This window comes from Collimonas sp. GW821-FHT02H07 (assembly GCF_059421505.1).
Genome location: NZ_JBWKVC010000003.1, coordinates 196010 through 209944, shown reverse-complemented (window position 1 = coordinate 209944; position 13935 = coordinate 196010). Strand labels below are relative to the sequence as shown.

Annotated in this window: 11 protein-coding genes; 7 read left to right on the top strand and 4 right to left on the bottom strand. The window is 61.1% G+C overall.

Translation table 11 applies throughout. The features are described 5' to 3' along the window. Position 1: 1 nt before the first annotated feature. Together ugpA and ugpB are read right to left on the bottom strand one after the other, a co-directional pair. Positions 2-886: a sn-glycerol-3-phosphate ABC transporter permease UgpA gene (gene ugpA / locus AC07V8_RS07045; protein ID WP_494679064.1), complete on the bottom strand. Its 885-nt coding sequence runs from the start codon at positions 884-886 to the stop codon at positions 2-4. 154 nt (positions 887-1040) lie between these two features. Then, the gene (ugpB, locus tag AC07V8_RS07040; RefSeq protein WP_494679065.1) at positions 1041-2354 is read right to left on the bottom strand and encodes a sn-glycerol-3-phosphate ABC transporter substrate-binding protein UgpB; all 1314 of its coding nucleotides are present in this window, start codon (positions 2352-2354) and stop codon (positions 1041-1043) included. Positions 2355-2724: 370 nt separating this feature from the next. Here ugpB and AC07V8_RS07035 point away from each other — a divergent pair, with 370 nt between their 5' ends. The 5 genes from AC07V8_RS07035 to AC07V8_RS07015 all read left to right on the top strand — a co-directional run bounded on the left by AC07V8_RS07035 (position 2725) and on the right by AC07V8_RS07015 (position 8166). Beyond that, entirely contained in the window at positions 2725-3864 is a 1140-nt protein-coding gene (locus AC07V8_RS07035; protein ID WP_494679066.1) for an acyl-CoA dehydrogenase family protein, read from the top strand. Between the two features lie 59 nt (positions 3865-3923). Continuing rightward, positions 3924-4853 (top strand): SDR family oxidoreductase, encoded by a 930-nt coding sequence (locus AC07V8_RS07030; protein ID WP_494679067.1) that lies wholly within the window; start codon positions 3924-3926, stop codon positions 4851-4853. A 17-nt stretch (positions 4854-4870) separates the two neighbouring features. Then, positions 4871-6022 (top strand): CaiB/BaiF CoA transferase family protein, encoded by a 1152-nt coding sequence (locus AC07V8_RS07025; protein ID WP_494679068.1) that lies wholly within the window; start codon positions 4871-4873, stop codon positions 6020-6022. 95 nt (positions 6023-6117) lie between these two features. After that, positions 6118-7776, top strand: a complete 1659-nt coding sequence (locus AC07V8_RS07020; protein ID WP_494679069.1) for an AMP-binding protein — start codon at positions 6118-6120, stop codon at positions 7774-7776. Between the two features lie 72 nt (positions 7777-7848). Then, a complete protein-coding gene (locus AC07V8_RS07015; protein WP_494679070.1) occupies positions 7849-8166 on the top strand; it encodes an SCP2 sterol-binding domain-containing protein in 318 nt (105 codons plus the stop codon). A gap of 64 nt (positions 8167-8230) precedes the next feature. On the opposite strand, the gene AC07V8_RS07010 is transcribed toward AC07V8_RS07015, so the two are convergent. Both AC07V8_RS07010 and AC07V8_RS07005 read right to left on the bottom strand, forming a co-directional pair. Next, positions 8231-10363, bottom strand: a complete 2133-nt coding sequence (locus AC07V8_RS07010; protein WP_494679071.1) for a 3-hydroxyacyl-CoA dehydrogenase NAD-binding domain-containing protein — start codon at positions 10361-10363, stop codon at positions 8231-8233. 106 nt (positions 10364-10469) lie between these two features. Next, positions 10470-11675, bottom strand: a complete 1206-nt coding sequence (locus AC07V8_RS07005; protein WP_494679072.1) for an acetyl-CoA C-acetyltransferase — start codon at positions 11673-11675, stop codon at positions 10470-10472. A gap of 176 nt (positions 11676-11851) precedes the next feature. Between AC07V8_RS07005 and AC07V8_RS07000 the strand changes: the two genes are divergently transcribed. Both AC07V8_RS07000 and AC07V8_RS06995 read left to right on the top strand, forming a co-directional pair. Then, positions 11852-12493, top strand: a complete 642-nt coding sequence (locus AC07V8_RS07000) for a TetR/AcrR family transcriptional regulator (RefSeq protein ID WP_494679073.1) — start codon at positions 11852-11854, stop codon at positions 12491-12493. Positions 12494-12527: 34 nt separating this feature from the next. Then, entirely contained in the window at positions 12528-13934 is a 1407-nt protein-coding gene (locus AC07V8_RS06995) for a CoA transferase (RefSeq protein WP_494679074.1), read from the top strand. Position 13935: the final 1 nt, after the last annotated feature.

The window sequence follows — 13935 nt, the reverse complement described above, 5'->3', positions numbered from 1 at the left end:
TTCATGCGTATTGGACTTTCTTTTCAACATACTTGAACTGCACCACGGTGAGGACGATGACGATGGTCATCAGGATCACCGACTGCGCGGCCGCGCCGCCCAGATCGCCGCCCTTGAAACCGTCGTTGAAGACCTTGTAGACCAGGATCTCGGTGTCCTTGCCGGGGCCGCCCTGGGTGGTGGCTTCGATGATCGCGAAGGTGTCGAAAAAGGCGTAGACGATATTCACCACCAGCAGGAAGAAGGTGGTCGGCGACAACAGCGGGAAAACGATGGTGGCGAAGCGCTTGACCGGCCCGGCGCCGTCGATGGCGGCAGCCTCGATCAGCGATTTCGGAATCGATTGCAAGCCGGCCAGGAAGAACAGGAAGTTGTAGCTGACCTGTTTCCAGACCGCGGCGATGACGATCAGGATCATGGCGTGGCGGCCGTTGAGCACATGATTCCAGTCGATGCCGATGTAATGCAGCCAGTGGGAGACGATCCCCAGCGTCGGGCTCAGCATGAACATCCACAGCACGCCAACCACCACCGGCGACACCGCATACGGCCAGATCAGGAAGGTTTTGTAGACGGCGGCGCCTTTCGCCACGCGATCGGCAAACGCGGCCAGGATCAGCGACAGCGACAGGCCGAGCACCGCGACCAGCACCGAGAATATAGCCGTGGTCTTGAACGCGCCGAGGTAATTGCTGTCGGCGAACAGGGTGCGGAAGTTGTCGAACCAGACGAATTCCGAATAGCCGCCGAAGGCGTCCTGCAGCAGCATCGACTGGTACAGGGCCTGCACCGCCGGCCAGACGAAAAACAAGAGGGTGACGACGATCTGCGGCGCTACCAGCGCATAGGGCAGCCAGGCAGATTTGAAGCGAGCGCGTTTTTCCACGATGGGACTTTCTATCGTCCGCGGCGATGCGGGGTATCAGGGTAAGACGGAGCTGCAATTCCCGCAGTGTAGGTGAACGCTGCGGGAAAGACCAACTATTCCAATGTTGCTGAAACCGAAGCCGTGCGCGGCTCCGGGTCAGCGTGCGAGACGGTTACTTGTTGGTTTTTTCAAAACGTTCCAGCAACAGGTTGCCGCGTTCCACTGCGGTGTCCAGCGCCTGCTTGGCCGTGATTTTGCCAGTCCAGACATTTTCCAGTTCTTCATCGATGATGGTGCGGATCTGCGGCATGTTGCCGAGGCGGATGCCGCGCGACTTGTCGGTCGTCTTGGTGATCATCTGCTTGACCGGGACGTCGGTGCCGGGATTGCGGTCGTAGAAGCCGGATTTACGGGTAATGTCGTAAGCGGCCAGCGTGGTCGGCAGGTAGCCGGTCTCCTGGTGCCACTTGGCTTGCACTTCAGGCTTAGACAGGAACTTGAAGAACTTGGCCACGCCCTTGTAGTCCTCGGTTTTCTTGCCGCCCATGACCCACAGCGAAGCGCCGCCGATCATGGTGTTTTGCGGCGCGCCCGCGACGTCGTTGTAGTACGGCAGGGTGGCGATGCCAAACTTGAACTTGGAATTCTTCGCGATATCCGCATAGCTGGAAGACGAGCCGGTCAGCAGGCCGCATTCGCCGGAATAGAATTTCGAGGTCGCCTCGTCCTTGCGGCCGGCATAGGTGAACAAGCCTTGCTTGGCCCAGTTGGCCAGGTTCTCGATATGCTTGACGTGCAGCGGGCTGTTGAACTTCAGGCGCGTATCCAAGCCGTCGAAGCCGTTGTTCTTCGATGCGAACTCGACGTTATGCCAGGTCGAGAACGATTCCAGCTCTACCCACGACTGCCAGGTCGTGGTGTAGCCGCACTTGGCGCCGCTGGCTTTCAGCTTGGCCGCATCGGCCGCCAGCTCGGTCCAGGTGACCGGCGGCTTGTTCGGATCGAGGCCGGCCTTGGTGAACATGTCCTTGTTATAGAACATCACCGTGGTTGAGCTGTTGAAGGGCAGCGACAGCAGGCCGGCGCCCTTGGGTGCGGCATAGTAGCCGCCGATGGCCGGTACGTAGGAGGCCGGATCGAAAGGTTCGCCGGCCAGCTTCATGACTTCAGAGACCGGCTTGATGGCGCCCTTGGAATACATCATGGTGGCAGTGCCGACTTCGAATACCTGCAGGATGTCGGGAGCGTTGCCGGCGCGATAGGCAGCGGTTGCCGCGGCCATCGCTTCGTCGTAGGCGCCCTTGTAGACCGGCACTACCTTGAATTCCGTCTGGCTCTTGTTGAACTCGTCGGCCAGGCCGTTGACGCGGTCGCCGAGGGCGCCTGCCATCGAGTGCCACCACGATATCTCGGTAACGGCATGCGCCGACACGCTCGCGGTCGCGAGCGCGCAGGCAATGGCTAGTGCGTTGAATTTGAATTTCATGGGGCCCCCGTAAAATTTTTGATGGTAGCGAATCGTTATGACGACCGCATGACTTTGCTGACTGGTCCTGGATCGGGACTCTGTAAAGCCGGATTCTATAGGTGACTTTATGGGCGGCGCAATGTTTGTTTTACCAATTAGCAATGACAGCCTGAATATGCACGCTTTCGGTCGCCAGCCTTTGCCGGTCGTCGTTTGGGCTAAAGCAAATCCTATGTGTAATAAATATTACCTTATGGTCGAGGCGCAGTACTAGCTTTAAGATTGACAAGCGATAAATCCTTAAATACCATCGATTGGGTGTTTTTTTCATCCGAAATCAATTTAAGTGTAAAAAAAATTACACGCAATAAGAATATCAGGAGAGTCAATGATCCCGCGTCAGTTGTTCAATGCCGACCACGAAGAATTCCGTCAAAACCTGCGCCGCTTCCTCCATGCCGAGGTCCTGCCGCGCCACGCCGCCTGGGAAGAGCAGGGCTTTGTCGACCGCGATATCTGGCAACGCGCCGGCGAGTTGGGTTTCCTGTGCACCAACATGCCTGAAAACTACGGCGGTTCCGGCGTCGATCGCAAGTTCAGCACCATCGTGCTGGAAGAGCTGGCCAGCAGCAACGCCTCCGGCATCGGCTGGCCGCTGCATTCGGACATCGTGGCGCCTTATTTGCTGCGCTACGGCAGCGAACAGCTGAAACAGGCCTGGCTGCCGAAGATGGCGGCGGGCACGGCGATTACCGCGATCGCGATGTCGGAGCCGGGCACCGGCTCGGATCTGCAGGCGATACAGACTACCGCCGTTGAAGACGGCGATGACTATATCGTCAACGGTTCCAAGATTTTCATCACCAACGGCTATAACAGCGACATGGTGATAGTGGCGCTCAAGGTGGGCGACAAGGCGCGCGGCGCCAAGAATGTCTCGCTGCTGGTGATCGAGGCCGATCGGCCTGGTTTCAGCAAGGGCAAGCCGCTGAAGAAGATCGGCATGAAAGCGCAGGATACCTGCGAGCTGTTCTTTGACAACGTGCGGGTGCCGAAGACCAATATCGTCGGTGAGGTCGGGGCCGGCTTCAGCATGCTGATGCAGGAGCTGGCCTGGGAGCGCCTGCTGATCGCCATCACTTCGGTGGCCAACGCGGAAGCGATGCTCGATGTCACCATCGAATACACGCGCGAGCGCCAGGCCTTCGGCCGTTCGGTGTCGTCGTTCCAGAATACCCGCTTCAAGCTGGCCGAGATGAAGACCGAATTGCAGATTGCCCGCGTGTTCGTCGACCGCTGCGTCGAGCTGGAAGTCAAGGGCGAACTGCAAGTGGACGCTGCCGCGGCCGCCAAGTACTGGTGCTCGGATCTGCAAGGCAAGGTGCTGGATCAATGTTTGCAACTGCACGGCGGATATGGTTTCATGCAGGAGTACCCGATTGCGCGCGCCTTTATCGATGCGCGCGCTCAGCGCATCTATGGCGGCACCAATGAAATCATGAAAGAGATCATTTCCCGCACCATCTGATTGCAGGATGGCCGGAGCAGTTTTTTTAGTTGAATAAAAATTGAATAAAGATAGAAATCATGGCAAATGAATTACGAAATGAATTGCGCTATGACGGCCGCGTGGCGATTGTCACCGGCGCCGGCAATGGCCTCGGCCGCGTGCATGCCTTGCTGCTGGGAGCGCGCGGCGCCATGGTCGTGGTGAACGACCTTGGCGGCGACGTCCATGGCGGCGGCAAGTCCAGCGCCGCTGCCGACCAGGTGGTGGCGGAGATCGTCGCCGCCGGCGGCACGGCGGTAGCCAATTATGATTCGGTGGAAGCCGGCGGCCAGATCGTGCAGACCGCGCTCGATCATTTCGGCGGCATCGACATCGTCATCAACAATGCCGGCATCCTACGCGACAGCAGCTTCGCCAAGATGAGCGAGGACGACTGGGATCTGATCTACCGCGTCCACGTGCTGGGCGCCTTCCGCGTCACCCACGCGGCCTGGCCGCACATGCGCAACAAGGGCTACGGCCGCATCGTCATGACCACTTCGGCCGCCGGCATCTACGGCAATTTCGGCCAGGCCAACTACAGCATGGCCAAGATGGGTTTGATCGGCATGGCCAATACGCTGGCGGTGGAAGGCGCATCCAAGAATGTGCTGGTCAACACCATCGCGCCGCTGGCCGGTTCGCGCATCTCCGAAACCGTGATGCCGCCGCAGATGCTGGAAGCGCTCAAGCCGGAATACGTTGCCCCGCTGGCAGCCTATCTGTGCCACGACAGCTGCAAGGAAAGCGGCAGCCTGTTCGAGGTCGGCGCCGGTTTCCATGCCAAGCTGCGCTGGGAGCGCACCCAGGGCCATCATTTCCGCGGCCAGGCTTTCGGTCCCGAGGAAGTGGCGGAGCGATGGGCCGAGATCGGCGATTTCAGCGAGGCTACTTACCCCAAGACCATCGGCGAATCGCTGATGTCGATACTGCAAGGCGTCAACTCGCCGTTCGGCCAGAGCAAGTAGCGAAAACCTGACCCGCCATGGCTAACCCGCTCCTGTCCGGCATCCGGGTGCTCGACCTGACCCGTTTGCTGCCCGGTCCTTTTTGCAGCTTTTACCTGGCGCAACTAGGCGCCGAGGTGATCAAGCTGGAAGAACCTCAGGGCGGCGATTATGCCCGCTTGCTGGCGCCGGAACTGTTCACGCTGGTCAACCGCGGCAAGCAATCGGTCACCCTCGACCTGCGGCAACCGCAGGCGGTGGAGCTGCTGAAGCAGCTGGTGGCCGAGGCGGATGTCCTGATCGAATCGTTCCGGCCCGGCGTGATGGACAAGCTGGGTTGCGGTTATCAAGTTCTGAAACAGATCAATCCACGCCTGGTCTACGCGGCGCTGACCGGCTACGGCCAGACCGGTCCCTATAAAGACCGCGCCGGCCACGACATGAATTACTGCGCCTATGCCGGCTTGCTGGACCAGACCGGCGCTGCCGATGGCGCGCCGGTGCTGTCGAATTTCCAAAGCGCCGACCTGGCCGGCGGCGCACTCACTTGCGCCCTCGGCATCCTGGCCGCTGTGATCGGCGCGCGCGCGTCGGGGCAGGGCACGCTGGTCGACGTCGGCATGCTGGACGGCACGCTGGCGCTGCAGGCGCTCTCGCTGGCCACCATCCGTACGCTCGGCGAGAGCAAGGCGCGCGGCAGCGATGTGCTGAGCGGCGCCCTGCCCAACTACAGCATCTATGCCTGCGCCGATGGCAAGCACGTGGCGCTGGCGGCGCTCGAACCGAAATTCTTTTTCAATTTCTGCCAGGCAGTCGAGCGGCCCGACCTGGCCGTCTTGCCGCTGGCGGCCGGACCGGATGGGGCAGCGTTACGCCAAGCCCTGGCCGATCTGTTCAAGACACGCAGCCGCGATGAGTGGGAGCTGCTGCTGGCGGAGCGCGACTGCTGCGTGTCCGGCATCTACAGCCCGGACGAAGCGCTCGCCAATCCGCAGGTCAAGGCCCGCGGCCTGATCCGGATGGAAGGCGGCAAGCCTTTGTCCGACCTGCCGATCCGCTTCAGCGATACTGCTGTCGCGGCGGCTGGCGCCTGTCCGGCCTTGGGAGCGGATACCGCCGATGTGCTGGCGAGGCTGGCCGGCATCGATGACAAGCAGCTGGCTGCCTTGGCGGCGCGCGGCGCAATCTGATATAGACGAAATCAATGCAAGGCGATTACCGGCAAGATCGAAGAAAATATAAAAACCAGCAGCAATTTTCCTGAACTTCGTGCGAGGAGACACCCGTGGACGAACAAAAGAATTCGGTGCAAATGATGTTGCAATGGGCCGCCGCCAAGCCCAATGCGCCCTGGCTGTTCCAGCCGGTTCTCGGTGAATGGGAAGTCACTGCCTGGGCGCAGGGCAGCGACCAGGTAAGGCGCATGGCGGCAGCGCTGAAGGCGATGGACTGGGAACCTGGCAGCCGCATCTGCATCTCCGGCCGCAACACCGCGCATTGGATCATGGCCGACCTAGCGATTTCCATGGCCGGCCACGTCAGCGTCGGCATGTATCCGAAACAGGCGGCGGCCACCACCCGCTATATCTTCGAGCATAGCGAAGCCAAGGCGGTGTTCCTCGGGCCGATGCCGGACGCGGACGATTTCACGGGAGCGATCCCGGCCTCGATGCTCACCATTTCCTTTCCGTATCGGGATGCTCCGGCAGGGCAGCTCAGCTGGGATGAATTGGTCACAGCCAACGCGCCCATGGCCATCGAAGACTATCAGGCGCCGCCGCCCGAGGCGCTGATGACCCTGATCTACACCTCGGGCACCACCGGCAAGCCGAAGGGCGTGATGCTCAGCTACGGCAACGTGCAGTTTGCGGTGTACAGCATCATGAACCTGGCGCCCTCGCTCGGCCAGGAGCGTTATTTTTCATACATGCCGCTGGCGCACGCCTTCGAGCGTTTCGCGATTGCGCTGCCGAGCTGCTACAACGGCGGCGAAGTGCACTTCCTCGAAAACGTCGACAAGATGGGCGAGCAGCTGGCGCAGGTCGCGCCCACCCGTTTCTTCGGCGTGCCGCTGGTCTATGGCCGCATCCAGACCGCGATCCTGCACAAGATGCCGCAGCAGAAGCTGGACCGCCTGATGAAGATACCGCTGTTGCGCACCATCGTCCGGCGCAAGATCCGGGTCGCGGTCGGCCTGCAGCATGTGCGCTTCTGCCTGTCGGGAGCGGCGCCGATACCGGCGGCATTGCTGGACTGGTACCAGCGCAATCTCGGCCTGACGGTGCTGCAGGGTTATGCGCCCACTGAGGCCTCGGTCTATTCCAGCGCCTGCCTGCCCGACCAGAACCGCGTCGGCTCGGTCGGCAAGCCGCCGCAGAACGCCGGCTTCAAGCTGTCCGGCGACGGCGAAATCCTGTTCAAGCATCCCGGCCTGATGATGGGCTATTACAAGGATCCGGAGAGCACGCGCGCCGCCTTCACCGAGGATGGCTATTTGCGTACCGGCGACCAGGGCAGGGTGGACGAGGACGGTTACCTGTATATTACCGGCCGCGTGAAAGACATCTTCAAGACCGCCAAGGGAAAATACGTGGCGCCGGCGCCCATCGAATGTTCGCTGGCGCGCAATGCCGATGTGGAAAACCTGCTGTTCATCGGCAGCGGCATGAATCAGCCGGTGATGGCGGTGACCCTGAACGCGGCGGCGCGCAGCAAGCCGCGGGCCGAAGTGGAGCAAGGGCTGATCGACGACATGGCGGCGGTCAATGCGACGCTGGAGCCGCATGAAAAGATCGCCAAATGCGTGGTGCTGAAAGATGCCTGGAGCATAGACAACGGCTTGATGACGCCGACCATGAAGGTCAAGCGCAGCGAAGTGGAAAGGCGCTACGCCGGCCTGATGGAGCGGGAACTGCTGGTGCGCAGCGCGGTCGGATGGGAATGACGGGGCAATCCCGAGCCTGGTCAACTATAGCAATAGTAGCAACAGATTTTTAAAAACAACCCGAGGATAAAAATGACCGTTAACGACATCATCAAACTCATGCCGAGCGCGCTGGATGCAGCCGCCACGCTGAACATGAAGAACAGCATCCAGTTCGATATCTCGAAGCCGATGTACCTGCTGATCGATCACGGAAAATGTACTGCCCACGAAGGCGTGATTGATGAGCCAGATGTCGCGCTGACGATGGCGGATGACGACCTGAAGGCATTGCTGAAAGGCGAGCTGAACGGCGCCATGGCCTTCATGAGCGGCAAGCTGAAGCTGAAAGGCGACATGATGCTGGCGCAGCGCATTCCTTCCCTGTTCGACGCCAGCAGGATCTCCTGATCGGATTGTGCGGATCCAGCCTGGATTGCGTTGCCCGCATCCAGGCTGTTTTTTTATGCCCGGCTTATTCGAACTGCTTGTCTTGTTCCGCCATCTGCACCAGGATTGCAGCCGGCGCAAAGTAACTGCCGAACTGCTCCGCCAGCTGCCGCGCCCGCTTGACGAAATTGGCGACGCCGTAAGCATTGATGTACTGTAGCGCGCCGCCCTGGAACGGTGCAAAGCCCCAGCCGAAAATGCTGCCGATATTGGTGTCGGCCACGGTCAGCACGACCTTCTCTTCATAGCACTTGGCCGCTTCATTGGCCTGCACGAACATCATCCGTTCGATCAAATCCTTTTGCGGCAGCTGCGCGGCTGCCAGCGGAAATGCTTGCTGCAAGCCTGGCCACAGGTGTTTGCTTTCATTTTCCGGATAATCGTAAAAACCCTTGCCGGCTTTCTTGCCCTTACGGTCCAGCTCGGTCACCATTTTTTCCAGTCCGGCATCGGCCGGGTGGCCTGCAAAAGGCTTGCCGGCTTCGGCAAAGTCCTTGCGCGTCTGTTGCAGTATGTGCAGCGACAGCGACAGGCTGACTTCATCGTGCACCGCCAGCGGTCCTACCGGCATGCCGGCCTGCAAGCCGGCCATTTCGATGGCGCGCGGATGCTGGCCTTCCATCAGCAGCTGCAAACCTTCCATCACATAGGTGCCGAACACCCGCGAGGTGTAGAAGCCGCGCGAGTCGTTGACCACGATGGGTGTCTTCTTGATCTGCTGCACATAGTCGAAGCCGCGCGCCAGGGTTTGCGGGCTGGTATGTTCGCCGACAATGATTTCCACCAGCGGCATCTTGTCTACCGGCGAAAAGAAGTGCAGGCCGATGAAGTTGGCAGGCCGCACGCTGGCCTGCGCCAGGCCGGTGATCGGCAGGGTTGACGTATTGGAAGCGAAGACGGCGTCGGCGCTGATCAGCGCTTCGGTCTTGCGGGTCACGTCGGCCTTGATGGCGCGGTCTTCAAACACCGCCTCGATGATCAGGTCGCAGCCGGCCAGGTCGTTGAAGTCGGTGGTGGGCTGGATGCGCGCCAGCAGGGCGTTCTTGCTGTCTTCGGTTTGCTGCTTGCGGCGGATGGCCTTGTCGAGCAGCTTGGCGGAGTAGCTCTTGCCGTTTTCCGCATTTTCCAGGCTGCTGTCCAGCAGCACCACGCCGATGCCGGCTTTCGCCGATGCGTAGGCAATCCCAGCGCCCATCATGCCCGCGCCCAGAATGCCGACCTTGCTGACTTTGGACGGCGCAAAGCCCTCCGGACGCGACTTGCCCTTGTTGATGGCGTTGAGCTGGAACCACAGCGTGCCGATCATGTTCTTGGCCACCGGCGACAGGGCGCAATTGACGAAGTAGCGCGATTCGATTTCGCAGGCAGTATCGAAATCGACAATCCCGCCTTCGAACACGCAGCTCATGATGTTGGTGGCGGCCGGATAGTTGCCGAAAGTCTTGGCGCTTGCCATCGACGGCGCAACCGACCACAGCTGGCCGTTGCCCGGGCTGCGCGAATCGCCGCCGGGCCAGCGGAATTTCTTGTCGTCCCAAGGCTGCTTCGCCTTCGGGTTAGCCAGGCACCAGGCCTTGGCTTTGGCCAGCAGGTCTTCCTTGTCGCTGGCCAGCTCCTGGATGATTCCTTGTTGCAGCGCTTCTTCCGCGCGCAGTTCCTTGCCTTCCAGGATCAGCTGCAGCGCGCTCTGGATGCCGATCATGCGCGGCAGGCGCTGGGTGCCGCCGCCGCCCGGCAGCAGTCCTAGCTTGACTTCCGGCAGGCCGAACTTGGCTTTCGGATTGTTGATGGCGATGCGGTGATGGCAAGCCAGCGCCAGCTCCAAGCCACCGCCCAGCGCCGTGCCGTTGAGCGCAGCCACCACCGGCCGGCCGCATAGTTCCAAGCGACGCATGAAGCCTTTGAATTCCTGCACCAGGTCGAAGGCCGCTTGCGCTTCGGTGATCTGGTACAGCTTTTCGATATCGGCGCCGGCCACGAAATCGGCCTTGCCGGAGGTGATGATGACGCCGGCGATAGTGGCATCCGCTTCGATGGCGGCAATCGCCTGCATGAACGGCGCCGTCAGCGCCTCGTTCAGCACATTCATCGAACGGCCCGGCATGTCCAGGGTCAGGGTGACGATGTTGTCGCTGTCTTTGTGAAAATTCACACTCATGATCTGTACCTCTGAAGTGTTGATATCTAGTCAGTTGGGGACAGAGCCGCACGGGGAGTGTAATTCGCCACGCTGCGGTGGCTCTTAAACTCTGTCCCACAATAAATTAAACTCGTTCAATAATAGTGGCGATACCCATGCCGCCGCCGACGCACAGCGAGATCAGGGCCGTCTGCTTGCCGCTGCGCTCCAGTTCGTCGAGCGCGGTGCCTAATATCATGGCGCCGGTGGCGCCCAGCGGATGGCCCATGGCGATCGAACCGCCATTGACATTGACCCGCGCCGGGTCGATATCGAGGTCGCGGATGGCGCGCATGACCACGGCGGCGAACGCCTCATTGATTTCAAACAGGTCGATATCCTTGACCGACATTTTTGCCTTGGCCAGCGCCTTGCGCGCCGCCGGGGCGATTCCGGTCAGCATGATGGTCGGCTCGGAGCCGGTGACGGCGGTGGCGACGATGCGGGCGCGCGGTTTCAGTCCCAGCTTCTGGCCCATCTCCTTGCTGCCGACCAGCACCAGCGCGGCGCCGTCGACGATGCCGGAGGAATTGCCGGCGTGATGCACATGGTTGATTTTTTCGACCGTGGTGTACTTGCGCAGCGCAGTCGCATCGAAACCCATCTGGCCGATCTGCTCGAAAGCCGGATTCAAGGCGGCCAGGTTTTCGATGGTGGTCTGGGCGCGGATGTATTCATCGTGATCCAGCACCACCAGGCCGTTCAGGTCGGTCACCGGCACCAGCGATTTACTGAAGTAACCTTCGGCGCGCGCATGGGCCGCCTTTTTCTGCGATTGCAGGGCGAAGTGGTCGACGTCGCTGCGCGAGAAATTTTCCAGCGTGGCGATCAGGTCGGCGCCTATGCCCTGCGGCGCAAAGCCGGTGCTCTGGTTGACGCGCGGATCCATGAACCAGGCGCCGCCGTCCGAGCCAATGGCCCAGCGCGACATGCTCTCGACGCCGCCGGCCACCACCAGCTGCTCCTGGCCGGACATGACCTTCATCGCCGCCAGGTTGACCGATTCCAGGCCGGAAGCGCAAAAGCGCGATTGCGTCACGCCCGCGACCGACTGGTCCCAGCCGGCGTACAGCACGGCGGTGCGGGCGATGTCGGCGCCTTGTTCGCCGACCGGCGTCACGCAGCCGAGCACGACGTCGTCCACTTGCGAGGTATCGAGCCGGTTGCGTTGCTCCAGCGCGTGCAGCAGCTGCGCCAGCAGATTGACCGGCGTCACCTGGTGCAGGCTGCCATCCTTCTTGCCCCTGCCGCGCGGCGTGCGTACGGAATCGAAAATATAAGCTTCAGTCATAGCGTCTCCGGCTTGTATGTTTGCGTAATAATTATTACACTTTGCGTGTGTCTGATTGCAGCTGAATACTTACTTTATTGAAAGCGGTGACAAGCGTCAATTGGTAAGGCACTCTAAATCAGGCAATTACGGTGCAGGTGGATGTGCTGGTAATTTTAATTACACGTATGACAAAAATGACAAAGATGACAAAAACCATGGCTGTGGAAAAACAGAAAATCCTCCTCGACCGTGCCTTGCTCAAACCGGTGATACGGCAAAGGATAGAAAGCGCGGTGCTGGATTTGTTTTCGGAACGCGAATTCCACAGCGTCAGCTTTGGTGAAATCGCCGCTGCCGCCAATGTCTCCTTGCAGACCATTTATAAATACTACGGTGGCAAGGAAGCGCTGCTGTTTGCTTGCCTGGAAACCTGGCTTGGCGCGCTGGCCTCGCGCATGCTCGATCACTTGCAAGGCATAGAAAGCTGCCAGGACAAGCTGCGCAAGGTGTTCTGGGTAGTATTGGAATTCTTCGACCGCAATCCCAAGGTGAGCCAGCTCATCATGAGCTCGCTGCAGATCAGCGCATGGGGCCGCGACCGCACTTTCCGCCAGCCGGAAATGATGGAAGTCCTGATGAAGACTTTGACTGACGGCAGGGCGGAAGGCGTCCTGACGGATGAGGTGGATGAAAAAATCCTGCTGGATTATTTCATCGGCATCCTGGAGCGGCTGGTGCACATGCATACCATGCGCGGCGAGAAAGAGCCGCTGGCGCTGCAGGCAAATGCGCTGTTCAGGATGCTGTGGCGGGCGATCGCCAGGCCCGCGAATTAATCCGGGAAATCGAAGGACACTAATAAGGACGATCATGCAAGCCGATTCCACAGTCGATCAATTGATCAACACGCTCTGGCATCTCGCCGGCCAAGCGCCGGACGCCCTGGGGCAGCTCAGTTTTTCCAATCTGGCGCGGCAATTGCCTTCGCAGTTCCAGGTCGGCGCGCTGGCGTCCGCCACCATCGGCGCACAGGCGCTGGCGGCGGCCGAGTTCTGGCGTTTGCGCGGCGGCCCCCGGCAAAGCGTGACGCTCGACCAGCGCCATGCGCTCGCCATCTTCCGCAGCGAGCGCTATCTGCTGATAGACGGCAAGCCGCCGGCCGATCCCTGGAGTCCTATCGCCGGTTACTACCAGGCCGGCGACGGCCGCTGGATACAGCTGCATACCAATTTCCCGCATCACCGCGACGGCGTGCTGCGGGTCCTGCAATGCGCCGGCAACCGCGCCGCCGTGGCTGCCGCCATCGCCGGCTGGCAGGCCAGCGAACTCGATGTGCGCCTGGCGCAAGAGGGCATGTGCGCAGCGCTGATACGCAGTCCCGCCGAGTGGCTGGCCCATCCGCAGGCGGCCGCCATCGCCGGCTTGCCGTTGTTCGAAATCGAACGCATCGCCGACAGCGCTCCCGAACTGCCGCGCGGAAGCTTGCAACGTCCGCTCAGCGGCGTGCGGGTGCTCGATTTGTCGCGCGTGATTGCAGCGCCGGTGGCGGGGCGCACGCTGGCCCAGCATGGCGCTGAAGTGCTGGCGATAGGCGCCGCGCACTTGCCGAACATCCCGACGCTGGTGATCGACAACGGCCGCGGCAAGCGTGCCGCCCAGCTGGATTTGCGCAATGAGGCGGGGCGCCAGCGCCTGCGCGAACTGATACGCGGCGCCGATGTTTTCCTGCACGCATACCGCCCCGGTGCGCTCGCCGCGCTTGGCTTCAGCAGCGAAGAATTGCAGGCGCTGCGGCCCGGTTTGGTCGAGGTGCGCCTTTCTGCCTACGGCCATGCCGGTCCATGGGCCGAGCGACGCGGCTTCGACAGCCTGGTGCAGTCGGCTACCGGCATCGCCAGGGAAGAGGGACAGGCCGCAAGCAGCGACCAGCCTGGCAAGCTGCCTTGCCAGGCGCTGGATCATGCCACCGGTTACCTGGCGGCCTTCTGCGCCATCACTGCGCTGCAAAGGCGGGCGACAGAGGGCGGCGGTTGGCGGGCGCAGGTATCGCTGGCGCAGACCGGCCGCTGGCTGCAGTCCATGCCGCGCCTTGCCGACGGCTTGCAGCATGCCGATCTCAGCGCGGCCGAAGTCGATCAGTGGCGGCAGACGATGACGTCTACCTATGGCGAAATCAGTGCGGTCGCGCCGGCTGAACAAATGTCGGAGACGCCGCCGCATTTCGACCTCCCGCCTTCGGCCCTGGATGCCTATGAGGCGAGCTGGCAGCAAGGCTGAC